This window comes from Aliidiomarina soli, from assembly GCF_003986975.1.
In the GTDB taxonomy this organism is placed as follows: Bacteria; Pseudomonadota; Gammaproteobacteria; order Enterobacterales; family Alteromonadaceae; genus Aliidiomarina; species Aliidiomarina soli.
The window spans coordinates 24,543-49,988 of sequence record NZ_PIPO01000005.1 but is presented as its reverse complement, the minus strand read 5'-3'; the positions used below and the strand labels follow the sequence as shown (position 1 = coordinate 49,988).

Annotated in this window: 20 protein-coding genes; 13 read left to right on the top strand and 7 right to left on the bottom strand. The window is 52.7% G+C overall.

Features of this window, described 5'->3' with window-relative positions:
* Positions 1-52 precede the first annotated feature (52 nt).
* The 7 genes from CWE14_RS11075 to CWE14_RS11045 all read left to right on the top strand — a co-directional run bounded on the left by CWE14_RS11075 (position 53) and on the right by CWE14_RS11045 (position 8,817).
* The gene (locus CWE14_RS11075; protein ID WP_198676585.1) at positions 53-2,368 is read left to right on the top strand and encodes an LPS-assembly protein LptD; all 2,316 of its coding nucleotides are present in this window, start codon (positions 53-55) and stop codon (positions 2,366-2,368) included.
* Between the two features lie 23 nt (positions 2,369-2,391).
* Complete coding sequence (gene surA / locus CWE14_RS11070) at positions 2,392-3,678, top strand: peptidylprolyl isomerase SurA (RefSeq protein WP_126799434.1); 1,287 nt, start codon at positions 2,392-2,394, stop codon at positions 3,676-3,678.
* The gene (gene pdxA / locus CWE14_RS11065; RefSeq protein WP_126799433.1) at positions 3,675-4,661 is read left to right on the top strand and encodes a 4-hydroxythreonine-4-phosphate dehydrogenase PdxA; all 987 of its coding nucleotides are present in this window, start codon (positions 3,675-3,677) and stop codon (positions 4,659-4,661) included. The genes surA and pdxA overlap by 4 nt, the downstream gene beginning before the upstream one ends.
* Positions 4,658-5,461 (top strand): 16S rRNA (adenine(1518)-N(6)/adenine(1519)-N(6))-dimethyltransferase RsmA, encoded by an 804-nt coding sequence (gene rsmA, locus CWE14_RS11060; protein WP_126799432.1) that lies wholly within the window; start codon positions 4,658-4,660, stop codon positions 5,459-5,461. The genes pdxA and rsmA overlap by 4 nt, the downstream gene beginning before the upstream one ends.
* A 4-nt stretch (positions 5,462-5,465) precedes the next feature.
* Positions 5,466-5,840 (top strand): Co2+/Mg2+ efflux protein ApaG, encoded by a 375-nt coding sequence (apaG, locus tag CWE14_RS11055; protein WP_126790211.1) that lies wholly within the window; start codon positions 5,466-5,468, stop codon positions 5,838-5,840.
* Between the two features lie 58 nt (positions 5,841-5,898).
* Positions 5,899-6,723: a symmetrical bis(5'-nucleosyl)-tetraphosphatase gene (locus CWE14_RS11050; protein WP_126799431.1), complete on the top strand. Its 825-nt coding sequence runs from the start codon at positions 5,899-5,901 to the stop codon at positions 6,721-6,723.
* Between the two features lie 96 nt (positions 6,724-6,819).
* Positions 6,820-8,817, top strand: a complete 1,998-nt coding sequence (locus CWE14_RS11045) for a methyl-accepting chemotaxis protein (RefSeq protein WP_126799430.1) — start codon at positions 6,820-6,822, stop codon at positions 8,815-8,817.
* Positions 8,818-8,889: 72 nt separating this feature from the next.
* On the opposite strand, the gene tyrS is transcribed toward CWE14_RS11045, so the two are convergent.
* A complete protein-coding gene (tyrS, locus tag CWE14_RS11040; protein WP_126799429.1) occupies positions 8,890-10,086 on the bottom strand; it encodes a tyrosine--tRNA ligase in 1,197 nt (398 codons plus the stop codon).
* Between the two features lie 252 nt (positions 10,087-10,338).
* On the opposite strand from tyrS, the gene CWE14_RS11035 reads away from it, so the two are divergent.
* Together CWE14_RS11035 and CWE14_RS11030 are read left to right on the top strand one after the other, a co-directional pair.
* Positions 10,339-11,646: a peptidoglycan DD-metalloendopeptidase family protein gene (locus tag CWE14_RS11035; RefSeq protein WP_126799428.1), complete on the top strand. Its 1,308-nt coding sequence runs from the start codon at positions 10,339-10,341 to the stop codon at positions 11,644-11,646.
* Between the two features lie 7 nt (positions 11,647-11,653).
* Positions 11,654-12,763 (top strand): anhydro-N-acetylmuramic acid kinase, encoded by a 1,110-nt coding sequence (locus CWE14_RS11030; protein WP_126799427.1) that lies wholly within the window; start codon positions 11,654-11,656, stop codon positions 12,761-12,763.
* On the opposite strand, the gene pepQ is transcribed toward CWE14_RS11030, so the two are convergent.
* The 4 genes from pepQ to CWE14_RS11010 form a co-directional block, all read right to left on the bottom strand.
* Positions 12,760-14,073, bottom strand: a complete 1,314-nt coding sequence (gene pepQ, locus CWE14_RS11025; protein ID WP_126799426.1) for a Xaa-Pro dipeptidase — start codon at positions 14,071-14,073, stop codon at positions 12,760-12,762. The genes CWE14_RS11030 and pepQ overlap by 4 nt on opposite strands.
* A gap of 93 nt (positions 14,074-14,166) precedes the next feature.
* Complete coding sequence (locus CWE14_RS11020) at positions 14,167-14,550, bottom strand: DUF3718 domain-containing protein (RefSeq protein ID WP_126790218.1); 384 nt, start codon at positions 14,548-14,550, stop codon at positions 14,167-14,169.
* Between the two features lie 276 nt (positions 14,551-14,826).
* Positions 14,827-15,174 (bottom strand): iron-sulfur cluster insertion protein ErpA, encoded by a 348-nt coding sequence (erpA, locus tag CWE14_RS11015; RefSeq protein ID WP_126790219.1) that lies wholly within the window; start codon positions 15,172-15,174, stop codon positions 14,827-14,829.
* Positions 15,175-15,193: 19 nt separating this feature from the next.
* Positions 15,194-15,913 carry a DUF6776 family protein gene (locus CWE14_RS11010; protein ID WP_126799425.1) on the bottom strand — a complete coding sequence of 240 codons (720 nt, stop codon included), beginning with the start codon at positions 15,911-15,913 and terminating at the stop codon, positions 15,194-15,196.
* Positions 15,914-15,970: 57 nt separating this feature from the next.
* Here CWE14_RS11010 and hemJ point away from each other — a divergent pair, with 57 nt between their 5' ends.
* From hemJ to CWE14_RS10990, 4 genes are all read left to right on the top strand, one after another.
* Entirely contained in the window at positions 15,971-16,414 is a 444-nt protein-coding gene (gene hemJ / locus CWE14_RS11005) for a protoporphyrinogen oxidase HemJ (protein WP_126799424.1), read from the top strand.
* Between the two features lie 52 nt (positions 16,415-16,466).
* The gene (locus tag CWE14_RS11000; RefSeq protein WP_126799666.1) at positions 16,467-17,480 is read left to right on the top strand and encodes an aspartate carbamoyltransferase; all 1,014 of its coding nucleotides are present in this window, start codon (positions 16,467-16,469) and stop codon (positions 17,478-17,480) included.
* A gap of 9 nt (positions 17,481-17,489) precedes the next feature.
* Entirely contained in the window at positions 17,490-18,776 is a 1,287-nt protein-coding gene (gene hemL, locus CWE14_RS10995) for a glutamate-1-semialdehyde 2,1-aminomutase (protein ID WP_126799423.1), read from the top strand.
* Between the two features lie 105 nt (positions 18,777-18,881).
* Complete coding sequence (locus tag CWE14_RS10990) at positions 18,882-20,576, top strand: NAD-dependent malic enzyme (RefSeq protein WP_126790223.1); 1,695 nt, start codon at positions 18,882-18,884, stop codon at positions 20,574-20,576.
* Positions 20,577-20,637: 61 nt separating this feature from the next.
* Here CWE14_RS10990 and mrcB read toward each other — a convergent pair whose 3' ends face one another.
* Positions 20,638-22,944: a penicillin-binding protein 1B gene (gene mrcB, locus CWE14_RS10985; RefSeq protein ID WP_241972388.1), complete on the bottom strand. Its 2,307-nt coding sequence runs from the start codon at positions 22,942-22,944 to the stop codon at positions 20,638-20,640.
* Positions 22,934-25,408, bottom strand: coding sequence for an ATP-dependent helicase HrpB (hrpB, locus tag CWE14_RS10980; protein WP_126799422.1), 2,475 nt, complete (start codon positions 25,406-25,408; stop codon positions 22,934-22,936). Before hrpB ends, mrcB begins: the two co-directional genes overlap by 11 nt.
* Positions 25,409-25,446 lie beyond the last annotated feature (38 nt).

Below are 25,446 nucleotides of genomic sequence, written 5' to 3'. Positions count from 1 at the left end.
TCCCGGGCATCTGCCAACTGTTATCTTGTTACCGCTGCTTATGGCAGCCCCAGTGCAGGCAAACTCTAATCCGCCATCGCTGACCGAGCAGTGTTCTGCTCCTCCCGAGTGGTTACCAGACCCAGCCACACACGTCGGCGAAGGGGTTAATCCGGTGCTGCACAATGCCGTGATGAAAAATGCCGTGATGAACACAGCCATGGATGCCTCTGTGCGTGCAGACGGCAGCGAGCGCCTTGAAGTCAATGCAGATGAATTCGATATGCGGCGCAATAATCAGGCTTCGTTTCGTGGCAATGTCGAGATCCGCCATCTGAACCAGTATATTCAAACCGAACAGGCTCAGTTTAACCAGGCTGAAGGGTCTTTGAGCGCAACCGGTGGCCTGGTTTACACAGACGGCTATGTCGCGGTACGCGGCGACAGTATTGAAGCAAACACCCGGACGCAGACGGCGTCTATTAATCAGCTTGATTACTATCTGGTTGGCACCTCAGCCAGAGGAGCGGCTCGCGGACTCCACATCACCAATGTCGACAACACCCGCTCTCTCAATTTCAACCGTTCCAGCTTTACGACCTGCCCCGGCGATCGCCCCCCGTGGGAAATCCGCGCCCGCAGTATAGAAATGAACGAGGACGAAGGCTGGGGTCGGGCGCGTGGTGCTCAGGTGCGCTTGTTTAATATTCCAGTGCTGTATGTGCCAAGTTTCTCTTTCCCGCTTACCGACGAGCGCAAATCAGGCTTCTTGCATCCCACAATAACCTCATCGGGACGCAACGGGATTGAGCTCGCGCAGCCTTACTATTTTAACCTGGCGCCCAACTACGACGCTACCGTAACCCCGCGCTACATGTCCCAGCGCGGCATCATGGGCATGGCCGAAGGACGTTACCTCGACCAGCGCCAACTCGCGCAGGTTAATCTTGAGTTACTCGACCAGGATAATGACCGTCCGGATGAAGGTTCGCGCTCCTACTGGCGGGTTGAACACCTTGCTCATATCAATGACAACTGGAGCACCTACGTCGATGCCAGCTCAGTCAGTGATGTAAATTATTTTAATGATTTCGGCAGCGACTTTGCCAACCGGGCGGACTCGCATATTTATCGCCGCGGGCAAGCCGACTACTCCAATAATCGCTGGCAAGGCCAATTACAGATTGAAGATTTTCAGTTGCTGGGCCCCTACCAGAGCGCGTTCCGCACTCTCCCCCGGCTAAGCGTTGACTATGATACCGGTCAGCCCATACGACAGGGCCTGCGCCTCGACTGGCAGAACGAACTGACGCACTTTGAGCGCCAAAGCGGCTCACCCGAGAAAGCCTCTCGTTTTCACACCGAGACCGGCGTTAGCTACCTCATGCGACGCCCTGGCTGGGAGTGGAGTTCAGAAGGGCGCATGCTGCTAACCCATTATGAACAAACCCTGATTGAAAACGATGAACTGGTAGATCGCTCGATTACCCGAGCGTTACCTGAGTTGCGACTGCACGGCCAACTGAACTTTGAACGCCCGTTCTCGTTCTCTGATCAGACCGGAATCCAGACTCTGCAACCTCAGGTGCAATTTCTCTACACCCCCTATCGCGACCAACGCAACATTGGGGTGTATGACTCTGTGCCGTTGCAGGACGATTACAACGGACTGTTTCGCAAACGTCGTTTTTCCGGACTGGACCGGATAGCTGATGCCAACCAGGTAACGGTCGGCGCAACCACCAGTATTTTTAATCAGAGTGCCGAAGAACTTATGCGCTTCAGCATCGGTCAGATATTTTACTTTGATGACAGCGAAACTCAGTTATTTGATAACTCGACTCAAATTACGGATACCTCGTCAGAATTGGCTGCAGAAGTCGATTTTCGTATTAGCAGTCGCTGGTTCTTCAGCGCCAGTGCTCAGTACGACAGTGAACTGAACCAAATGCAGAAAAGCCGGTCTGCTGTTGAATATCGTAAAGATAATAGCAATTTGATACAGTTGAACTTCCGTCAGGTTCGCGGTCTTATTGGTACGGAAACTGACGTTGAACAAGTTGGTATGCTTGGCTCCTGGCAGCTTCGCTCGCAGTGGTCGGTAGCCGGGCACTATTATCGGGACCTCGGCAATAGCCGGACCCTGGATGCAAATTTCGGCGTCCAATATGAAAGCTGTTGCTGGGCCGTGCGCTTAAGTGCCTATCGTCGGATCGACCGCAACTTCGAAGGTATTCAGTCGCAACAGAGCCTGTCACCAGCTGAATTTGACAATGGTCTCAGTCTGCAATTTGTTATTACAGGCCTAAGTAATGACCGCTCTAGCCTCGCGGGCATGCTGCAACAAGGCATTTTTGGCTATCGTCGCCCATTTTACTTAAGTGATTAATGTACACAATTAATGGATATTTTATGAGAGTAGTAACATCCTGGATCATCGCTCTGAGCATGCTGCTAGCATCTGCATCAAGCCTGGCACAACAGTCGCTAGACCGCGTCGCTATTATTGTCGATAACACGGTCGTTCTGGAAAGCGAAATTCAGAGTCTTATTCAGCAGGTTAAACGTGACAGCCGCAGTGCCAACCGCTCACTTCCAAGTGACGATGTGTTACGCACTCAGGCCAGTGAACGTCTCATCTCTCAGAAACTGCAAATGCAGTTAGCCGAGCGCATGGGTATTCGCATCAGTGATGCTCAACTCGACCAGACCATCGCCTCTATTGCCTCCGACAACGAGATGACAGTCGATATGATGCGGACGCAGATTGAGGCGGACGGAGAGTCCTGGCGTCAGTACCGGGAGAACGTCCGTGAGCAGATCGTGACCAACGAAGTGCAGCGTGCAACCGTTCAGCGGCGGGTTTATATCAGTCCTCAGGAAATTAATAACCTGGTCCAAATCATTGACGAACAGGGTGACTCCACTACCGAATACAATTTGAGCCATATATTGATCAGCTTTCAGGACGACAGCGGCGAAAACAACGAAAGCGCTGCAGAGCAACGAGCGAGTGCGGTACTTAACCGCCTTGCAGAAGGTGATGACTTTGCAGAGCTTGCAGTGACGGCTTCCTCCGCGTCTAACGCACTGGATGGTGGCGAGATGGGTTGGATGACTATCAACACCATGCCAACGCTGTTTGCAGATGCTGTAGAAGGCTCCCAGGCCGGCGATACTGTGGGTCCACTACGTTCCGGGATCGGTTTCCATATCTTACGGGTTAATGAGGTTCGCGGTGCTGAAGTGTTTACGGCGGAAGAAGTAAAAGCACGGCATATCCTGATTCAACCCTCGGTTATTTTATCTGACGCCCGTGCCCGTTCAATGTTAGCGGAATTCCGCGAACAGATTATGAGTGGCGAAAAAGAGTTTGCAGAGCTGGCTCAGGAGCACTCGGCTGACACAGGTTCAGCACGTGTCGGTGGGGACCTGGGCTGGGCAGACCCGTCAATGTACGTACCTGAATTCCGTGAGAAAGCGGAGAATCAGGAGATTGGCTATATCAGTGAGCCGTTCCGCACCACTCATGGTTGGCACATCATTGAAGTTCAGGACCGTCGCACTCAGGATGTGACTGAACAACGCAAGCAGGACCAGGCGGGTAACATGCTGTTTTCCCGTAAGTACCGCGAAGAACTGGATATCTGGTTACAGGAGCTACGCGACAATGCGTATGTCGAGGTGCTCGAACAGTGACCCTTCGCTTAGCTGTGACAGCGGGAGAACCCGCTGGCATTGGTCCTGATTTAATTATTCAGTTAGCTCAGCAGGCATGGCCTGCTGAGCTGGTTGTTTTTGCCGACCGTGAACTGCTGCTGGCACGAGCCCGCCTACTTGAATTACCACTACACCTGCGCAGTTATGAACCAGACCAGCCAGCGCAGCCCACTGCTGCGGGCGAACTTTGCGTTCGCCATGTGGCTAGCGCTAAACCCACGGTAGCCGGCCAGCTCGATGACGCCAACGGTGGCTATGTGATTGAAACCCTGCGCTTAGCCTGTGAAGGCAATCTTAGCGGCGAATTTGCGGCAGTGGTCACCGGCCCTGTACACAAAGGTATTATTAACGAAGCTGGTATCCCCTTCAGCGGCCATACCGAATTTTTTGCTCACCAGGCAGGTTGCAACGATGTGGTGATGATGCTGGCTACTGAGGGGCTGCGCGTTGCACTGGTCACTACCCATATTCCGCTTGCGTATGTGGCGAAAGCGATTACCACACAACGACTGGAAAAAGTGATTCATATTCTGCATCAGGATTTGGTGAGCAAGTTTAACCTCCCCGCGCCACGTATTCTGGTTTGCGGTCTCAACCCTCACGCCGGCGAAAATGGCCACCTGGGGAGCGAGGAACAGGCTGTGATTGAGCCATGTCTGGAGCAACTGCGACAGGAGCATGGCTACCAGCTTCAGGGACCGTTACCTGCAGACACAATTTTTCAACCAAAATACCTGGAACAGGCAGATGCAGTGCTTGCGATGTATCATGACCAGGGACTCCCCGTACTGAAGTACAAAGGCTTCGGCGCAGCAGTTAACATTACCCTTGGCTTGCCATTTATCCGCACCTCAGTCGACCATGGCACAGCCCTTGATTTAGCGGGTCGAGGTAACGCCCATCCCGGCAGTTTCAAGCTTGCCCTCGAACAAGCTATCAGCATGGCAACCAAAGCATTATGAGTAAAGTTCATCAAGGGCACAGAGCCCGTAAACGTTTCGGTCAAAACTTCCTCCATGACGGGGGGGTGATTGATTCCATCGTTAGCGCTATCCACCCGCAACCGGGTCAGGCGTTAGTTGAGATAGGCCCCGGCCTGGCCGCACTGACAGAACCGGCGGCCGATGCCTGTGGTCACCTGCATGTGGTCGAACTGGACAGAGATTTGGCTGACCGCCTGGAAAGCCACCCGTTTTTAAAAGACAAGCTGACTGTGCACCGCGCCGATGCACTAAGATTCGACTTTGCGGCGCTCAGCAAGGAGCTAGGTAAACCGCTGCGAGTGTTCGGCAACCTGCCCTATAACATCTCAACCCCGTTGATTTTCCATTTGTTGCAGCAGCTGGATGTGGTCGAAGACATGCATTTTATGTTGCAAAAAGAAGTGGTCGACCGAATGGGTGCAGAGCCGGGAAGCAAAGCCTTTGGCCGCCTCACGGTGATGATCCAACAAGCCTGCGAAGTCACGCCGGTGCTGGATGTCCCGCCGGGTGCCTTTACCCCGCCACCTAAGGTGAATTCGGCGGTGGTTCGGTTACGCCCTTTAACCACCCCCAGAGTCGAAGTAAAAGATCGTAAATTACTTAACCAGGTGTGCCTGACAGGCTTCAACCAACGGCGTAAAACAATTCGCAATAACTTTAAAGAACTGATGACCGAGGCCGACTTAGAAAGTCTGGGGATCAACCCCGCGGCACGGCCGGAAACTCTCAGTGTTGATGATTTCTGCCGACTGGCAAACTGGCTTGCGGAGCGTGAATAAAACAATGTTAAGTTCCAACGTATTGGTTAATGTAGAGACCCGATATCTGCAGTCACAATCTGACCCAGAGCAAAAGCAATTTGTCTTTTCCTATACCATTACTATTACCAACGACGGCAGCGAAGCGATTCAGCTGTTAACCCGGGAATGGACAATTAACGATGCAGACGGCAAAGTGACACAGGTAGCCGGAGATGGCGTGGTAGGCAAACAGCCGGTCATCCAGCCGGGCGAGGCGTTCAGCTATACCAGTGGCACCGTGCTGACCACTCCGATTGGCAGCATGCATGGCCACTACGGGATCTGTGACCAGCAGGGTGAACTGCACCAAGTGGCTATTCCCGCGTTTCGTCTTGCTGTACCGCACATACTCCACTAGAAAACTCGAGCAAAAAACCCGACTAACAGACACGTTCTACTAACCAAAAGACACAGCTATGGCTCACTACGCAGTTGGCGACATCCATGGATGTATTGATGAACTAAAAGCGCTGCTTGATAAAGTGGCTTTCGATCCTGCCACCGACAAACTCTGGAGTGTCGGCGACCTGGTCGGGCGTGGGCTTCACTCACAGCAGGTTTTACAGTTTGCCGTGGAATTAGGCGATGCCTTTGGTTGCGTGCTGGGCAATCACGATCTGCATTTACTGGCGGTGTTGTGTGGTGTACGCCAGGCCCACCCTAAAGACAACACCGACATGATTCATCAGGGGGCAGAAACTGAATTCTGGATTGAGTGGTTACGCCAGCAGCCTCTCATGCTGCATCTACCCGCTTCGGACTCTGTAATCGTTCATGCCGGGGTCTACCCGGAGTGGTCACTTGCACAGGCACAGACCCTCGCCGATGAAGTACGTGCTCAGTTGCAGCGTCCCGATTACCAGGACTACCTGCAGCAGATGTATCACAACGAGCCAACGCGCTGGTGCGACGAGCTCACGGGTGTTGAACGCTTTCGTTTCATTGTCAACGCTTTCACCCGCATGCGCTTCTGTCGCCAGGAAGCAGACGGGCTGCATTTAGATCTCACCTCAAAATTATCGCCACAACAGGCAGATGCCGACTTATTACCCTGGTTCAACTTTTATCCAACCTCGCCGATACAAATAATGTTCGGCCACTGGGCAGCACTAAACGGAAAAACCGGACGAGAGGACATTATTGCGCTCGACACGGGCTGTGTATGGGGAAACAAGCTCACACTGCTGAATATCGACCAGCAAAGTTTCGTCACTCAAGCAGCGTTCACGGATGTAAAGTAGCCGGGCTGCGGTGAATGCAATTTCAAATTGCTCAAAATTTCGATATAGTGCATTCGTTATAACTATAAATTATCAGGTTGTCGGTAGGAGAATACCATGAGGTTAACCGTTGCGGCGCGGGTTATCGGTGGCTTTGCCATCATTACCCTGTTACTGCTTATTATAAGTTTAAGTTCCTTCTTTAGTTTGAAAGGCATTGGCGAATCATCTGAAGAAGTAAGTGACGTTGCGATTCCATCCTTAATTGGTGTGGCAAATCTGCAAACGGAATTACTACAACTCTCAAACAGCCAACTGGAAGCATTTCACAGTGAACGTCTGGCCACGGTGGAGAGCCTGCAAGGCGAATTTTCACAAGCATCGACGGCCGTTGATACTCAACTCGCTGAACTCGCTAGCCGTTTGAATGCATCTGGTCAACGCGAAGCGATAGAAATCCTGGAAGCAGATATTCAGAGTTTCACCTCTCAGGTGGGGCAAATTTTTGACTACCAGACCCGCTACCTGCGACTTGCCGGTACCCGTGACAGTCTGTTGGGCGATATCGAATTTTCTGCCGACGACGCCGCAATGTCATTACTCGACCTGACCGATGTCCAGGGGCTGAGCGACGAGCTTCGCACTCAGGCGGGTCAGCTTGAGAACAGCCTCAACAGCCTTGTAACCCTGGCTTACGACCTGGTAGCCGTGGAAGAACAGGGCCGAGCAGAAATTATCCGCAGTGAGATTGAAGTGGCGGTTGATTCAACCCGCGAACGTTACCAAACACTGACTGAGCTTTCTGACCATGCCCTGCTGGCTGACGTTGGTGATTACATTGACACCGCAGCCAACAGCCTAAGCGACAGCGATGATTCATTGGTCGCCGTTGTGTTTGAGCGACTGCAGGCCCGTGAAGACGCGCAAGCCTTGCTTGGCACCAACAATCAGCTGATGGATGTGATCCTGACCGAAATGGCCGATCTACAGGGCCAGGTACAACAGGTCGCTGACAGTGCTCAAATGGACGCCGGCAACGCGATTACTCGCAGTGGCTGGCTGAATGCCGTGTTAACTATTCTGTCGATCGCACTTGCAGTGATCATTGCGTTTGTCACAGTACGCTCAATTAGCCGTCCATTAAGACGGGTCAATGGCATGCTCAATACACTGGCCAACGGCGACCTGACCGGTCGTCTCGATGACAGCGCAAATGACGAGTTTGGCGAGCTATCCGGTAATATCAACAAGCTTATCTTTAACCTGCGTGAGCTGATTGAAGGCATCGCAGACCGCGCTACCCAGCTGGCAACTGCAGCTGAAGAGTCGTCCAGTGTTTCTGCCGATTCGCGTAACTCGATTCAGGAGCAGCGCAGTCAGGTTGAACAGGTAGCAACGGCGACTCAGGAAATGAGCAGCACCTCGACAGAAATGGCGAACGGCGCGACTCAGGCACTGAATGAAATCCAGCATTCGGATGAAGAAGCGAAGCGTGTCCGTGTTATCTCTGATGAAAACAAACGCACCATTGAAGAGTTAGCGCGTGAAATACAGAACGCCTCGGACGTCATCAACCAATTGTCGGAAAACAGCTCGAACATTGGCGGCATTCTTGACGTGATTCGCGGTATCGCCGAACAGACCAACCTACTGGCTCTGAACGCTGCGATCGAAGCAGCCCGGGCTGGCGAACAAGGCCGCGGCTTCGCCGTCGTAGCCGACGAAGTTCGCACCCTGGCCAGCCGGACCCAACAGTCAACTGAAGAGATTCAGGATATGATTGAACGTCTGCAAAACGATTCAAACCGTGCAGTAACCGTGATGGAACGTGGTCGTGCTCAGGCTGAGACCTGTGTAACTCAGGCTGACGAAGCCTCTGTTGCGCTGCAGGCCATTACTGAGTCAGTGCACCAGGCCTCTGACAGCAGTACCGCCATTGCCACCGCAGCGGAGCAACAAAGTGCCACTGCGCAGGATATCAGCGAGAAGCTGGAAGCCATTGTGGCTATCGCTGAGCAGGCTGAATCTGGTGCTCGCCAGACTGCCGAAGCCAGTGATGAAGTGGCTAAACTGTCTGCCGAAATGCAGGACAGCGTGAAGAGCTTCCGCTTGTAAGCTACGTAGACACGATCAAAAAAGGCGTCTGAATATTTCAGACGCCTTTTTTATTGCCCTACACCAAGCTATTTAGTTCAGTGTGATCCGAGCAAACTTACGTTTTCCTACCTGATACACTGCAGTACTACCACGCTGGCATTGATGTTTACTGTCAGTCACCTTGTCACCGTCCAGTTTTACCGCGCCCTGCTTAACCATACGCATCGCTTCTGAAGTTGAAGGTACCAGGCCTGCTTCCTTCAGTACGCTTGCAATACCAAGCTGGGCGTCGTCCAACTGCAGGCTGTGTTCAGGCATTTCATCCGGGATCGCATTTTTCTGGAAGCGTTGAATGAAATCCTGCTCTGCTCCATCGGCAGCAGCCTTGTCATGAAACCGCTCGATCAGCTCTTTAGCCAGTTCGATTTTGATATCTCGTGGGTTTTCACCGTTTTCTACCCGCGCTTTTAGCTGGGCTAAATCATCCTCTGAGCGGAAGCTCAGTAACTCAAAGTAACGCCACATCAGTTCGTCTGAAACCGACATCACCTTGCCAAACATATCGTTTGGCGCATCAGTAATACCTATGTAGTTGCCCAGTGACTTGGACATTTTCTGCACGCCATCGAGTCCTTCAAGCAACGGTACCGTAATCACCGTTTGTGGCGTTTGTCCGTTTTCTTTCTGCAGCTCACGGCCCATCAATAAATTGAAGCGCTGGTCAGTACCTCCCATCTCAATGTCAGCTTTCAGCGCCACCGAATCCCAGCCCTGGATAAGTGGGTATAGGAACTCGTGAATAGCAATCGGCTGGCCACCCTGATAACGCTTCTTAAAGTCGTCGCGTTCCAGCATACGGGCAACCGTGGAACCGGCTGCCAGTTTAATCAGCCCTGCGGCGCCAAGCTCATTCATCCACTCACTATTGAAACGAACTTCAGTTTTTTCTGCATCGAGAATTTTAAATATTTGCTCTTTATAGGTCTGCGCATTGGCCAGCACATCATCCCGGGACAGTGGTTTCCGGGTCACATTTTTGCCCGTCGGATCACCTATCATGCCGGTAAAATCACCAATCAGGAAGACCACCTTGTGGCCCATGTCCTGAAGTATTTTTAGCTTATTAATCAATACAGTGTGGCCTAAATGCAGGTCCGGCGCAGTGGGGTCGAAGCCAGCTTTGACGGTCAATGTCTTACCGCTGCTGAGTTTCTTCTCAAGCTCATCCGCCAATAGAACTTCATCTACTCCGCGCAGTAATTCCGCGACTCCTGGCTTACCGTTCATTTACTTTCCTCGCCCTGAAATTCGTTTGAAGGTCGCATTCTACTTGATTTTTGTTGAGCTTTTAAGCATTCTGGCAAGCATATACAGATACTGCTCGATGTTTGCACAGTTACAATGTTACAATGCAACTTTCCATGCCTCGTGCAGTCTGACAAGTTCGGCCTGATACGGACAGTCTTCTGTAGTGTTCAGGCTGACGATAATGCTACGATAATCAAGTGCGCTAAATACAGGTAGTTCAAGGGTCATCTCATGACACAATTTATTCATCATCTGCCGCGACAACATAAAGTGGTCATCGCGCTCATCCTGGGTGCGTTGCTGTTGCTTGCCTTGCTGCCGTCTGAAAAGGCGAGCGCATCGCGTAACACCTCCAGTGCAGAAGAGCTTGAGCTAGGTAAGCGGTACGCTCTTGAATTACATGTGGCAGCCCTTGAAGCTGAAGACAATGAGTTACTGGATAACCTTGAATGGCAGAGCTACCAGGTTCGCTCCGGCGATAGCCTGGCACGTATTTTCCAGCGTCTTGATTTTTCCGCCCAACAGCTGCACCGCGTGACACAGGCAGAAGATGCCAGTCTTTTACAGCGTATTCACCCCGGCGATACCCTTCATGTTGGTCGTAACCCCGATGGCGAGCTGGTTCAGCTGACGTATGAACTGAATGACATGGAAACGCTGCTGATTACCCTGATGGAAGACGGCAGCTACGCGAGTCAACGCGATTTGAGTGAAGTCGAAGTCCGTTACGGCTTTGCTAATGCGACAATTTCCAGCAGCTTCTGGAATGCTGGGGTTCAGGCCGGCTTAACCCAGGCTCAGATCATGAACCTTGCAGAGCTATTCGGTTGGGACGTCGATTTCGTCATGGATATCCGCCCCGGCGACCATTTCAGCGTGATCTTTGAAGAACGTTTTATCGATGGTGAGTTCATTGGCACCGGCAGTATCGTGGCAGCTGAATTCTCCAACCAGGGCGACTCCTTCCAGGCGATCCGCCATGACAATGGTAATTATTACAAACCTGACGGCCGCAATATGCGCCAGGCGTTCCTCCGCGCACCTGTCGCATTCAACCGGGTAAGTTCAGATTTTAATCCTCGTCGCGTTCACCCGGTAACCGGTCAGGTTCGTCCGCACAATGGTATTGATTATGCCGCAGCGACTGGCACCCCCGTCATGGCAGCCGGCGATGGTCGCGTCGTCGAGAGTGGTTACAACAACCTCAATGGTAACTATGTTTTCATTCAGCATGGCGAACGCTATGTCACCAAATACCTTCACCTTAACCGTCGTGATGTACAGCGCGGGGCCCGGGTTCGCCAAGGCCAGCGTATTGGTACAGTAGGCGCTACAGGCCGGGTAACCGGTGCACACCTGCATTATGAATTCTTAGTTAATGGCGTTCACCGTAACCCGCGTACGGTCGACCTGCCAGCCGCCGAGTCGCTACCCCGCAGCGAAATGGCTCAGTTCAACGTGATCGTTGAACAACGTCTGGCACAACTGGAAAGCCAACGCCGGGTGATGGTAGCGATGAACGACAACGACGAGCTATAGACAGCCGATGTCAGATTTTTACCTTGGCCTGATGTCGGGCACCAGTCTCGATGGACTCGACATAGCCTTGTGTGAAATCGATGAGAATGGCCATACCAGCCTGGTCAAGAGCCATTCAGCCCCGCTCCCGTTAACGCTACGAACACACCTGCAGGCACTTACCCAACCCGGCACTGACGAACTTAATATTTACGCCTCCTGTGACCGCGAGTTCGCCGCTTTCTGCGCCCAGCATATTCTTCATTTCCTTCGTCAGGCTGACGTCCCGACTTCCCGTATCCGGGCCATTGGTAGTCATGGCCAGACCGTTCGCCATATGCCAGTAGCGACCCCGGCCTATACCCTTCAACTGGGCTGTGCGTCGACGCTGGCGAGCTTAACGGGTATTGATGTGGTAGCGGACTTCAGACGTAAGGATATCGCACTGGGGGGCCAGGGAGCGCCTCTAGCGCCAGCGTTTCATAAGGCGATGCTGGGTGGTGATGCCGTCTCACGAGCGGTGCTCAATATTGGCGGCATTGCCAATTTGACATTATTCACTGAAGACAGGCAAACGCTCGGTTTCGACACCGGCCCGGGCAATTGCCTGCTCGACGCCTGGTACACCAAGCATCACCCGCTGCAGGGTCGCTACTTTGACCACCAGGGTAGCTTTGCTCAATCAGGACAGGTGCATCAGGCATTCCTTGAACGTATGCTGGAAGACCCTTACTTTCGCCAGCCAGCTCCTAAAAGCACCGGCAGAGAGTATTTCCACCTCGACTGGGTAGAGCAGAAACTTGCTGCAGAGGATCTCGATCCGGCCGACATTCAGCGTACCCTGCTTGAATTGACCGCGGTTACGATTAGCGCCCCATTGCGCGAATACGCGCTACGCGAATGTTTCGTCTGTGGCGGCGGGGTGCACAACAGTGCATTGCTGGGTCGGCTTAAAGCGCTTAGTCCCGAGGTGACGTTTGCCTCCACTGCAGAGCTTGGAATTGAACCAGACTGGGTGGAAGCCATGGCGTTTGCCTGGTTAGCCTGGAGCCACATCGAGAAACGCCCGTCCAACCTACCGGAAGTGACGGGCGCTACACGAGCCGCCATACTCGGCGGCTATTTCCCAGCGAATTAAAATTTACTTACCTTCGCAAATGCATCACGGGTGATATTCTCCACCCCGTCATTGGTAACGTGCACACTGTCTTCTATACGTACGCCACCATAAGGCCGCAGTTCAGCGATCCGCGCCCAGTTAAAGTCATCATTGCCGTCAAACTCTTCCAGCAACTGATCAACCACATACAAACCAGGTTCAATAGTAAAGACCTGACCCGGTTCCACGTTACGCAATAAACGCAGGAATGGATGGCGGCCATCACGCTCATAAGCATCACCCTGGGCGGACTTCAGGAAGCCGCCAACATCATGCACCTGAAGACCAATGTAGTGGCCTAAGCCGTGCGGGAAAAATGCATTGGTGTAGCCGCGCTCGTACACTTCCTCGGGACTTATCTTAAAGAAGCCAAAGTCGACCAGAATAGTTGCAACCATGTGATGCATGCGAACATGCAGATCGTAATACGAGACACCAGGGCGGATGGCCTCAATAATGGCTTGCTCGGCTTTATCCATTGCCTCCACCAGTTCCTGATAGAAGCCACTTTTTTGCGCCGCATAGGTACGGGTGATATCGGCACAATAACCGTTGTAAAGAGCACCAGCATCAATCAGGAAGGAGCGCGACTCAGAAGGTGCGCTACGGTCGTACACATCATAATGCAAAATGGCTGAGTGCTCATTCAAGGCAATAATTGAGTTATAGGGCACTTCCTGCTCACGGAAATTAATGGCACTCAAATAAGCATGCTGGATCTCGATTTCACTCGCTCCGGCGTAAAATGCATCACGTGCCGCAACATGCGCTTGCGCTGCCAGATCGTTGGCTTTACGCAGGTTTTCCAGTTCCCATTCAGTTTTTTCCGACCGCTGATAATGCAGATGGTCAATCAATGCCTTGGGGTTGACCTGACCCAGCTGCCAACTGGTCATAGGTTCGAACTGTTCGCCCAGATAGGCCGTTTTAGTCAATTCATCGCCCACATCTGAACGTACCTGAGCCAGATTATCGACAACTTTCAGCTCCATATGATCCTGCCATTCGGCCGGCGCAATATTGACTGGTGCATGCCAGAAGTCCTTCGCTTTATACAGATACACCACTGGCTTGCAGCCAGCTTTATAAAAGATAAAACTTTTTGGACTTTCAGTGACAGGGAGCCAGTACTTAAACAACGGATTAACCCGGAACGGGTATGGGTTGTCGTCCAAAAAGGCTATCTGCGATTGACCTGAATAGATCAGCACACTGTCAAAACCTGTGGCTTGCAGCGCTTCGTCAAAGCGGGACTGCACCGTGCTGATGTGGTTCGCATAACTACCCATAATCACCTCAATTACGATCAAAAGAGCCCAGAGTTTAACAAAAAAAAGGGCGACCTGCATGGTCGCCCTTTTTCTGTTTATTCGTTTACAGGCTTATTCACCCAGACGTGAACGCACCGCATCAACAACCGCGGATGAGCCATAGCCTGATGACTCTGCCCAGTTCAGCATGGTTTCACCATTCACTGTATCTTCTTCAATCGCGCTGGCTGGCAGCTGACGAGTGATCATTTCACCAACCTGAGCAGCTTCAGCGGTAATCGCAAACTGCAGCATGCTGTAGCCATTGCAACGTACGCCAGAGTAGATATTGCGCAAACGCATATTGTGGTTGCTAAGAATGGTACGCAGGCGCTGACGGTCATCAGCACTGATTGCGGTACAAATACCTTCGGCTACCTGATTGGCTGAGGCAGTTTGAATCGACGTACCCATAACTAAACCACAAACGATTGTTGCTAACGCTAACTTTTTCATCCACAAACTCCTATCTGACGTGCGTTAAATTTTGCGCAATTTTGCCGCAGACAGATTAAAAGGCAAGCAATTTCGTGTACTTTTATTGTTAAATGACTGCTGGATTTATGAGCAGGTTTTGTTAACTTTTCTCGCCTTAAAACAACCGCGCCAGCCCTTGTACAGGCTGGCGTTGTGCAGGATTTTGTTAACCCTCTAAACATTCCGACTGGTCTGTTGAGTAGATTATTTTTTCTAGTAATAGCATTCACTTAGCGCATTCATGAAGAACTCGCTTTAAACCGCGAATGAAGCTCCACATCCGCAGGTTGTGGTCGCATTTGGGTTATTGACGAAGAAGCGCGCGCCTTGCAAACCCTCTTCATAGTCGACCACTCCGCCCACCAGATACTGCAGGCTCATAGGGTCAACCACCAGGGTTACGCCTTCGCGTTCAATCGACATGTCGTCCGGGTTCACCTCTTCAGCAAAGGTAAAGCCATACTGAAAGCCCGAACAGCCTCCGCCGGTGACAAAAACACGAAGTTTCAGAGTCTCGTTTTCTTCTTCCTCGATCAGGGTTTTCACCCGTTTCGCCGCGGCCTGACTAAATTCAATCGGCAATGCCTGTTCAACACCACTCATGGCTTCTACCTCCTGACCTTTAATTTGATTCGCCTTGCATTGCGACGCCCGCATTTGCAAGGTCATTCCAGTTATACTGCTGGCTGGTACGCTGCCCACCTCGGGTACGCACGTTGACCTGCACCGTTTCAGGACTTAACCCTTCAGGCATTTTAAAACTGCCATTGACCCGGGTAAAATAATTCATCGCGAAACTGCCTGTACCTTCTGCAAGCTCGGCCAGTTCCAGCACATTGTATTCAACTCCACGCCCGTTGCGCCGACCCCGCAAGGTAATCGAATACGACCCCTGCGCCAGCTGTTGTTGGGCCCGATCCAGCTGGACCAGAATCAAACGAAAGCGGAACACATCACCACCGTCCGCAGTAATCTGCAGCGAGTCAATTTTAACCCCATCCGCATCCAGTTCAGGGGCCATGACCCGCTGATAGAAAGACAGTTCACGGCGTACTTCAGAGGTGTGGTCCTGAGCACTACGCAACTCACCCTGCAAGTTCTCAATGGCGACCCGATCTACATCACGTTCCACTTTTAATATATTGGTCTGATACTCCAGATCTTCAATGGTACCCTGCAATCGAGTAATGCGGTTTTCGAGGCGCTCCCGCTCTTGCTCAAGAAACTTCAGTCTGGCATTGCCTATTTCATAACCGCCCCAGGCACATAAAACAGCCAGGACAGTGACTACTATTGTGAAGCGAAAGCGTCCGAGACGTTGTCGCCAATTCGAAAAACTCACCTTACGACCACCTGTGGTATGCTAATACCCAAACTAAGAAATGACCGAAATAGTAACATGAACCACTTTTTACTTCAGCATTACGATTGGCTTAAAGCGCTGCATATTATTTTTATGGTGGCCTGGTTCGCGGGTATTTTTTATCTGCCACGGATCTTCGTCTACCACGCTGAGACAAGCGACAGCTCAGTTCAGACGCAATTAAAGGTGATGCAGCGACGTCTGCTCTTCTTCGTGACCCCTTTTGCACTGCTCACTCTTATATTTGGCTTGCTGATGACCTATGCGCTGTCCACTGTCACTAGTCTGCCTGTCTGGCTGCACATTAAATTTGCCCTGGTAGCGTTGTTGTATATCTACCATGGCTACTGTTTCCGCTTGCTTCGCACCTTTGCCAATGACGCCAATACCCGCAGCGGAAAGTGGTACCGGGTGTTTAACGAAATTCCCGTACTCATCCTCTTTACAGTGGTGTTATTAGCGGTGATCAAGCCCTGGTGATCTGCTATCATGCAGTGCCAGCATGCTTTTAACCAGTTGGGGACTCCATACGATGCATTTCACCGGCGCCAATATCCTTTCGGTCAAGCAATTTGATGCTGAAGCCATTCAACAAGTATTTTCTATTGCAGATCAGATGCAGCCCTATGCACACCGGAAAAAACGGACCAAAGTGCTGGATGGTGCAATTCTGGGCAACCTGTTTTTCGAGCCATCCACCCGGACCCGGGTCAGTTTTGGCACCGCTTTCAACCTGCTAGGCGGCGAAGTCCGCGAAACTACAGGCATGGAAAGCTCGGCCATAGCCAAGGGCGAATCACTCTACGACACCGCCCGGGTGCTTTCGAGTTATAGCGATATTATCGCTATGCGTCATCCAAAAGCAGGCTCTGTGGCAGAGTTTGCCGACGGTAGCCGGGTCCCGGTGATCAATGGCGGGGACGGTGCCAATGAGCACCCCACTCAGGCCTTATTAGACTTATATACCATTCAAAAAGAACTGCTACACAACCAGCTGACGGTAGACGGGATGCATATCTGCATGGTGGGTGACCTCAAATACGGACGCACGGTGCACTCGCTGTCGAAGCTGTTGTCGATGTATAAGAACGTCCGTTTCACCCTGATATCTCCGCGCGAACTATCTATGCCAGACGACATCCTGAGTATTTTAGATAGCGCTGGTCACCGGGTCACCGTCACCGAAAAAATTGAAGGCTCGCTGGATGCCGACATCGTCTACCAGACCCGCATTCAGCAGGAGCGTTTTGCTAATTTGCAGGACGCTGATCAATACCGCGGAAAATTCCGTTTAAATCATGAAATCTATACCCGGCACTACAAGCCAAATACCGTCATTATGCATCCGTTACCACGTGATTCGCGTGCCGAAGCCAATGAGCTCGACAACGATTTGAATCAAAACCCGAACCTGGCCATTTTCCGCCAGGCCGATAACGGTGTGCTAATTCGAATGGCACTTTTCGCGCTCACCTTAGGCGTAGAAAATTTGCTGCAAAAATACGAAACCGACGTTGTTTGGCACAGTGCCAAAGCCAATCTTTAAGAGGTACTCATGTCACGTTCAAGCGAACTTTTTAGTAAAGCTCAACACAGTATTCCAGGTGGCGTGAACTCGCCAGTACGCGCCTTTGCCGGCGTCGGCGGCGACCCGATATTCTTCGAGCGTGCGAACGGCCCTTACATGTTCGATGTAGACGGTAACCGTTACATTGACTACGTCGGCTCCTGGGGCCCGATGATTTTAGGTCATAACTTTCCGGCTATTCGCGATGCGGCGATTGAAGCTGCGGAACGCGGTCTCAGTTTCGGCACCCCAACCGCGATTGAAATCACCATGGCTGAAAAGATCATTGAAATCGTCCCATCGATAGAAAAGGTGCGCATGGTCAATTCGGGCACCGAAGCTACCATGAGTGCGATTCGTCTGGCTCGCGGCTACACCAAACGAGATAAGATCCTCAAGTTTGAAGGCTGCTACCACGGTCATGTGGATTCACTGCTGGTTAAAGCCGGTTCCGGCGCCCTCACCTTAGGTACACCAAACTCACCGGGTATCCCTGCCGACCTGGCACAGCACACGTTGACAGTGAGCTTTAATAACCTTGAGGAAGTAAACGAGGTATTTGAGCAGTACGGTGACCAGATTGCCTGCATTATCGTTGAACCTGTGGCTGGCAATATGAACTGCATTCCGCCTCAGCCGGGTTTCTTAGAAGGCTTACGCAAAGTCTGTGACGACAATGGTGCAGTGCTGATCTTTGACGAAGTCATGACCGGTTTCCGGGTCGCACCGGGTGGCGCGCAGCAACACTATGCGATTACCCCGGACTTAACCTGCTTAGGTAAGGTTATTGGCGGCGGTATGCCTGTGGGTGCCTTCGGTGGTAAACGCGAGATCATGGACCATATCGCTCCAACCGGTCCGGTTTATCAGGCCGGTACTCTGTCCGGTAATCCGGTCGCTATGGCCGCGGGCCTGGCGGCGTTAAACGCACTGCAGGAGCCCGGTCGTTACGAGCAAATGAATCGCTCGGTGGAAATGCTAGTCAAGGGCCTGCAGGAGGCTGCCGACGAAGCCGGTATTCCACTAAGCATTAACCATGTCGGTGGTATGTTCGGCTTTTTCTTCACTGACAAAGACAAGGTGACCAGCTTTGCAGACGCTACAGCCTGCAACATGGATCATTTTAAAGCCTTTTATCACCAAATGCTGAAACGTGGTGTGTATCTCGCGCCAAGTGCCTTTGAAACCGGTTTTATGTCGATGCTGCACAGCGATGCTGACATCGAACAAACCATTCAGGCTGCTCGCGAGTCCTTCGCCGCGCTGAATAAATAAGCCTGGCGTTAGTGCCCGCCCGACTGGTCTGCTTGCGTCCTGCGCAAGGGCGACCTATCATCGGGCGGCATATTCTACCCTTGTTTAGTCGTCGAAAGGTATTTCATGGCCGAAAAGAAAGTCGAACACCCACTGTATATCCCTCATGCTGGTCCTTCCCTGCTGGAGACACCTTTATTGAATAAAGGCAGTGCCTTTAGCCGTGAAGAGCGCATTGCTTTTAACCTGACCGGCTTATTGCCGCCGCGCTATGAAACCATCGAAGAACAGGTTCGGCGTGCGTACATGCAGTACTCAAGCTTTGAAACGCCGATGAACAAGCATATTTATTTGCGCGCTATTCAGGATAATAACGAAACCGTATTTTATCGTTTGCTGGTCGATCACCTCGAAGAGATGATGCCGATTATTTACACCCCGACGGTTGGCGATGCCTGTGAGCAGTTCTCTGATATTTACCGCAGTTCACGGGGCTTATTCCTGTCCTACGCAGAGCGCGAGCAAATGGACGATATCCTGCGCAATGCGACCAAGCGCCGGGTTAAAGTCATTGTCGTGACCGACGGCGAACGTATTCTGGGACTAGGCGACCAGGGCATCGGCGGGATGGGGATCCCGATTGGTAAGCTCTCGCTGTATACCGCCTGTGGCGGCATCAGTCCGGCTTACACCTTACCTATCATGCTCGATGTGGGCACCGACAACGAGAAGCTACTCAACGACCCCATGTACATGGGGGCCCGGCATAAACGTATTCGCGGCAAAGAGTATGATGAGTTCGTCGAGACCTTTATTCGCTCACTGCAGCGGCGCTGGCCAGACGCAATGATCCAGTTTGAGGATTTCGCCCAACCCAATGCGATGCCGATTCTAAACCGCTACCGTGATGAAATCTGTTGTTTTAACGACGACATTCAGGGCACCGCAGCGGTTACCGTCGGCACCCTACTGGCTGCCTGTAAAGTCAAAAATCAAAAGCTGAGTGAGCAAAAGATCGTTTTTGTCGGCGCAGGCTCCGCCGGCTGCGGTATCGCCGAGCAGATTATTGATCAGATGATCGCAGAAGGTATCAGCGATGCTCAGGCGCGTTCACAAGTGTACATGGTCGATCGCTATGGCTTACTGGTGAATGGCATGCAAGGACTGCGCGATTTCCAGCAGGCATTGGTCCAATCCGACAAAACCATTGGTGAGTGGCAGTTTGCCGGCGACTATCCGTCGTTGCTCGATGTGATGTACTGCGCTGAACCGACAGTCCTGATTGGCGTTTCCGGTCAGCGCGGCTTATTCACCGAGCAAGTGATTCAGGCGATGCATCAAAGCTGCGCCCGGCCGATTATTTTCCCATTATCGAATCCGTCACGTAATGTCGAAGCGACACCGGAGCAGGTCATCGAATGGACTCGTGGCGAGGCCATTGTTGCCACCGGTAGCCCCTTTGCACCCGTCGTGTATGAAGACCGTTATTACCCCATTGCCCAGTGCAACAACAGCTATATTTTCCCCGGTATTGGCCTTGGCGTTCTGGCCGCGCGTGCCAACCGCATCACCAATGAGATGCTGATGGCGGCGAGTCAGATGCTGGCCGAGTCATCACCCGCGGTGCAGGAAACCGGAACCGATTTACTGCCGCCGATTACCAGTATCAGTGACCTCAGCAAGCGTATTGCTTTTGCTGTTGGCAAAGTTGCCCAGGAGCAGGGTCATGCACTTGAAGTGCCTGATGAACTGCTGCAGGAACGCATCGATGCAAATTTCTGGCGTCCTGCGTACCGTGAGTACAAACGGGTCAGTATCTGATGGTAAGCACGTCATACACAGCAAGGGCCGCATAAAGCGGCCCTTTTTTTATACCAGTCAGTTAGCCACCGAACAGGCGCTGCAGCCAGTTAGGTTCATCATCTTCGTCATCGTCTTCAGTACCTGCACAACGGCCATTAGCCGGCTCACGGTATTGATGACTAGGCAGACGCAACGCTGCGGCGCATTCCAGGCCCACTGGCAGGCCACTAAGACGGTCGAATGCTCCGCTGCTAAGTGTCGCCGGCTGGGCTCTCTGCAGTGGCTCAACACCTGTCTGGTTCCACAGATCAGCAGCGACCAACAAGGCACCATTACTGCCGGTTAAGCCGATGGGCTGATTGTCATCCCGGCCTAACCAGACCGTGGTTAATAAACGGTCGTCGAAGGAAACAAACCAGCTGTCACGCAGCTCATTGGTCGAACCCGTTTTGCCGGCAAGTCCTGTTTCACCGACAAGGGTGGTTAACGCGCGGGCAGTGCCTTCCTGCGCCACCCCTTGTAACGCAAAGGTATTCAGGTAGGCGCTGGTTTCGGTAAAAACCCGCTGTGCACGTCGTTGCTGTCGGTATAGCTGTTGGCCCCAGTGAGTAGAAACGGCTTCAATACTGGTTAGTCGCTGTTGTTCACCACGATTCGCCAGCACACTGTAGATCTGGCTAACCTCGACAGGGGACATGTCCACCGCACCTAACAGCAGTGACGGATACGCATGGGTACGGGTGGCAAAGCCTGCATTGTAAAGCCGCTCCCTGACTTGCTCCACTCCTATATCCATACCGACGCGGATAGCCGGCACGTTACGAGACTCTATATAACTCTGATAAAGCGTCACCGGCCCTTTAAACTCGCCATCAAAGTTGCGTGGCGTCCATTCCCGGTCACGTTCATCTATCAAGGTTAACGGACTGTCATCGATCAGGGTTTCGAGCCGATAGGAAGCGGGATCTTCCAACGCCAGGGTGTAGGTAAAAGGCTTAATTAAAGAGCCAATCGGCCGCTTTGCGTCAAGCGCACGGTTGAAACCGCCGGTGGTGTCACCAGCAGTGCCTGCCAATGCCCGAATCACGCCTTGTTGATGGTCACTGACCACAATAGCGCCTTCCAACTCGGCGACATCAACCCGCCCGCCACGACGCTGAAGTGCTTGCTCTGCCTGCGACTGCAGATAGGGGTCGAGGTGAGTAAACACTCGCAAACCGGTTTGTTGCCACTCGCGACCAGGAACCAACTGACGTAGTTCGCGTTGCACCAGGTCGACATAATCAGGTCGGTCGCCGAGCACTAGGCGCGAGCTTTCACGACGCAGTAGCGGTGCATCCAATGCTGCCAGATAGTGGACCTGGGAAATTAACTGTTTTTCGTACATCAGTCGCAATACGACTTCACGTCGCTTTATCGCATTCTCGGGCCTGCGTCGCGGGTCATACAGACTTGGTCCTTTAACCATTCCGACCAGCAACGCAATTTCAGCAGCGCTCAAATCCTCAACTGCTTTGCCGAAAAAGTACTGCGAAGCCAGCCCGACACCGTGAATAGCATGCCCCCGATCCTGGCCAAAGTAGACCTCATTAAAATAGGCTTCAAGGATTTCGTCTTTACTAAAGCGGTAGTCCAGGCTCAACGCCATCAAGGCTTCCTTGAACTTTCGACTGAGGTTCTGAGCCCGGCTTAAGTACATGTTTTTGACCAGTTGCTGGGTCAGGGTACTGCCTCCCTGTACCGTCCGTCCCGCAGCCAAATTCGCCATGGCAGCACGGATAATGGCGGTGGGTTTGACGCCGAGATGGGAATAAAAGTCCTGATCCTCCACCAGCAGCAAGGTGTCCTGCATTAACTGAGGTACTTCCTCAAGGCTAACCAGCAATCTGTCTTCACCACTGTCAGCGGCAAAGCGACCAATCAGTTGCGGCTCCAGCCGGGCTTGTTCAAGTGGCTGCTGAGACGGCCAGGCCAACACATCGGTCAACCGGGATCCATCGAACTGCAGCAGTAAACGCTGACTAGGTTCAAAGCCATCAGCAAAGTCAAATGCGCGCCGATGGAGCAAAATTGCGTTGTCGCGGGCGTTGTATTCACCTTGGTCACGCGCTCCTGGCGAGCTGCTGTATTCCAGGGCACGCAGCTCGGCTTCCACGCGTTGGCGGGTCAGACTACCCGGGGTAAGATTCAGCGCCCGACTATACAATAACGCCGGCGCCTGGTAGCGATTTTGCTCAAAGCGTTCACTGACCACGCCATCCAGATACACCGCATAAAACAGCAACAGAATTGAGCCCGCCAGTGCCAGCTTAACCAGTAACCAGGCTACGGTGCGCATTGACAGTTGCCATTTGGGTGCCTTTTTCGTATTACCTTTAGCTGCCATGCAGAGCCTTTTTTGTGAGGTGAGTAGCGGTGGCAACCGCTGGATTTTCTGGCCATGGATGTTTTGGATAACGCCCGCGCATTTCTTTGCGCACTTGCTGATATGCTCCCTGCCAGAAGGTAGCCAGATCCGTGGTTCGGGCTAACGGGCGGGCTGCAGGCGACAATAAATCAAAACAAAGGGTCATACTGCCATCCGCCAGTTGAGGCGATTCAGAGAGTCCGAATACCTCCTGTAATTTGAGGCTGACCAGGGCGCTGCCATCGGCTTGATAGGAAATCCGGTGACGGCGGCCACTTGGCGCCTGCCAATCAGTTGGTAACTGGGTCTGTAAACGTTGTTGGGCGGCGTAGTCGAGTGTGTTTAACAAGGCCTGCGCCGGCACCCAGGCCTGCAACTGCTGTCGACTGCGTATGGCATTCCAGTACGGCGCCGCCCAAACCTCGAGGGTTGCCAGCAACTCAGCACTGCTATATGCATTGCTGTCACCCTGCAAACCAGTGAATAGCTGCAGCCGACGCAAGGTTTGCTCGCTGACGTCGTCCCAGTTCAGGTACTCGAGCCCCTGGTTTCTTACCTGATCCAGCAATGCATTGAGCCATTGTTGCGCAGACGGTGACTGTTGGAGTGGTTTACGCATTAATTCCAATGCACCAAAGCGGGTGACCTGCTCTACATACAAGCCGCCCCGTTCACCACGCCAGCTCAGTTCCGTGGCTGTTTCAGTTCCTTGCTCACCAGCGCCGCGCAGAAACCCGTCGAGCTGAGTTTGCGTCAGCGGCAGGCATTGGCGAATAACGCCATTATTGCGTGCCTGGTGAAACGAGACGTCCGTGACCAATAGCCAGTCGACCTCTTTAAAGCTGGTCGCCTGACGTGGTTCAGCCCATTCCACACCAGCGCCACTGGCCAGTTGGAATAGATCGCTGTGCAGCCGACGTCGCGCCAGCCCGAGCGGTTGATACGCAAACACACACTCCGCTAAGACCACTGCATCAATATGTTGGATGGGCTTTGTATTTAAACTGCGGCACCATTTAGCATAGCGACGATGAGTACGCGGGTAATTGGCCGGCTGTTGCAGGATGGTTTCGAGTGCATCAACCAGATTGAGGTTGCTCGCCTCCTGCTCTTCCTGGTTCGCGACCAAAAGAGCAGCGGTACTGCGCGTTGCAGCTGTCTGATTCTGAACCTTAAACAACAGGCTGGCATTGGCCGTATCAGTCGCGAATTCAGCCACCGCGTGGCCTTCAGCTGTTGCTTGTTGCCCGCACAATAATCCTTGCCGTTGCAGCTGTTGACGAGCGCTGTCCAGGTGTCCCTGGTTCGGCGCGGTAAACCATGCCATGTCGTCGACCTGGCTTCCCCACACCGCAACCTGCAATACCAGATCGCTCAGATCCTGTTGTTCTACATCGGCCGGCCGATACTCGGCCATCGCCTGCAAGTCACTCGGCTGATAAATACGAATACACTGCCCCGGGCCAGTACGGCCAGCACGTCCCGCACGTTGCACTGCAGCTGCACGGGCAATTCGTTTGGTTACTAATTCAGTAGCCTGGTATTTGGGTCGATACACCGCCTGCCGTTCGCGGCCAGTATCGATAACCGTATCAATCCCCTCAATGGTCAAACTTGTCTCTGCAATGTTGGTCGCCAAAATAACCCTCGGCTGGCCCTCAGCTGCTAGTGCCGCTTGTTGCTGCTGCACATTGAGCGACCCGTGCAATGGCACCACACGGGCCCCGTTGAGGTCACCGAGCAGGTTCTGCAAATGGCGGATTTCACCCTGCCCCGGCACAAAGACCAATGTACCCTGAGCACCTTCTGCAACCACCTGACGAATGACCTGCGCTGTTTTATCGAGGTAGTTCTGCTCCCGCGACGGCGCCTGGTAACTGATCGAAATATCGTACTGACGACCTTCACTTTGCAGCACGGCAGCCGGGGTTTCATGTTCAGCCAGCCAGTCCGCCAATGCCTGTGCGGGCAAGGTGGCAGACATCACCAACAGATTTAAGGCCGGTCGTAATTGTCTACTTTCAAGAAGCAGTGCCAGCCCCAGATCGCTTTGCAGGTTGCGCTCGTGAAACTCATCGAAGATAACCCCGTGGTATGCCTCAAGCGTCGGATCCTGCTGTAACATGCGGGTCAGAATGCCTTCAGTCACCACCAGTAACCGGGTCGCTTTACTGTGCTTGCCCTGCTGCCGGATCTGGTAACCGATTTGTTGCCCTACTGGCTCACCCAACTGAGCGGCAAGATAGGTCGCAATACTAAGCGCTGCTATCCGTCTTGGCTGCACCAGTAACCAGCGCTGCTGCGGGTTTTGCTGTAACAGATGCAACGGCAGTGCGGTCGATTTACCGGCACCCGGCGGGGCCTGCAGCACAACGGCCTGTTCACTCAACAGAGTGCTCAGTTGGGGAAGAATTGATAACACAGGTAACGGGGCTTGTTGCATAGCGCTATTTTGCCATAAAAAACGCCACGCTGGATGGT

Bases quoted from the DNA above. Each gene is read 5' to 3' on its own strand.
- surA (WP_126799434.1), top strand. From the start codon at position 2,392: ATGAGAGTAGTAACATCCTGGATCATCGCTCTGAGCATGCTGCTAGCA.
- rsmA (WP_126799432.1), top strand. From the start codon at position 4,658: ATGAGTAAAGTTCATCAAGGGCACAGAGCCCGTAAACGTTTCGGTCAA.
- apaG (WP_126790211.1), top strand. From the start codon at position 5,466: ATGTTAAGTTCCAACGTATTGGTTAATGTAGAGACCCGATATCTGCAG.
- CWE14_RS11050 (WP_126799431.1), top strand. From the start codon at position 5,899: ATGGCTCACTACGCAGTTGGCGACATCCATGGATGTATTGATGAACTA.
- CWE14_RS11045 (WP_126799430.1), top strand. From the start codon at position 6,820: ATGAGGTTAACCGTTGCGGCGCGGGTTATCGGTGGCTTTGCCATCATT.
- tyrS (WP_126799429.1), bottom strand. From the start codon at position 10,086: ATGAACGGTAAGCCAGGAGTCGCGGAATTACTGCGCGGAGTAGATGAA.
- CWE14_RS11035 (WP_126799428.1), top strand. From the start codon at position 10,339: ATGACACAATTTATTCATCATCTGCCGCGACAACATAAAGTGGTCATC.
- CWE14_RS11030 (WP_126799427.1), top strand. From the start codon at position 11,654: ATGTCAGATTTTTACCTTGGCCTGATGTCGGGCACCAGTCTCGATGGA.
- pepQ (WP_126799426.1), bottom strand. From the start codon at position 14,073: ATGGGTAGTTATGCGAACCACATCAGCACGGTGCAGTCCCGCTTTGAC.
- CWE14_RS11020 (WP_126790218.1), bottom strand. From the start codon at position 14,550: ATGAAAAAGTTAGCGTTAGCAACAATCGTTTGTGGTTTAGTTATGGGT.
- erpA (WP_126790219.1), bottom strand. From the start codon at position 15,174: ATGAGTGGTGTTGAACAGGCATTGCCGATTGAATTTAGTCAGGCCGCG.
- hemJ (WP_126799424.1), top strand. From the start codon at position 15,971: ATGAACCACTTTTTACTTCAGCATTACGATTGGCTTAAAGCGCTGCAT.
- CWE14_RS11000 (WP_126799666.1), top strand. From the start codon at position 16,467: ATGCATTTCACCGGCGCCAATATCCTTTCGGTCAAGCAATTTGATGCT.
- hemL (WP_126799423.1), top strand. From the start codon at position 17,490: ATGTCACGTTCAAGCGAACTTTTTAGTAAAGCTCAACACAGTATTCCA.
- CWE14_RS10990 (WP_126790223.1), top strand. From the start codon at position 18,882: ATGGCCGAAAAGAAAGTCGAACACCCACTGTATATCCCTCATGCTGGT.
- mrcB (WP_241972388.1), bottom strand. From the start codon at position 22,944: ATGGCAGCTAAAGGTAATACGAAAAAGGCACCCAAATGGCAACTGTCA.
- hrpB (WP_126799422.1), bottom strand. From the start codon at position 25,408: ATGCAACAAGCCCCGTTACCTGTGTTATCAATTCTTCCCCAACTGAGC.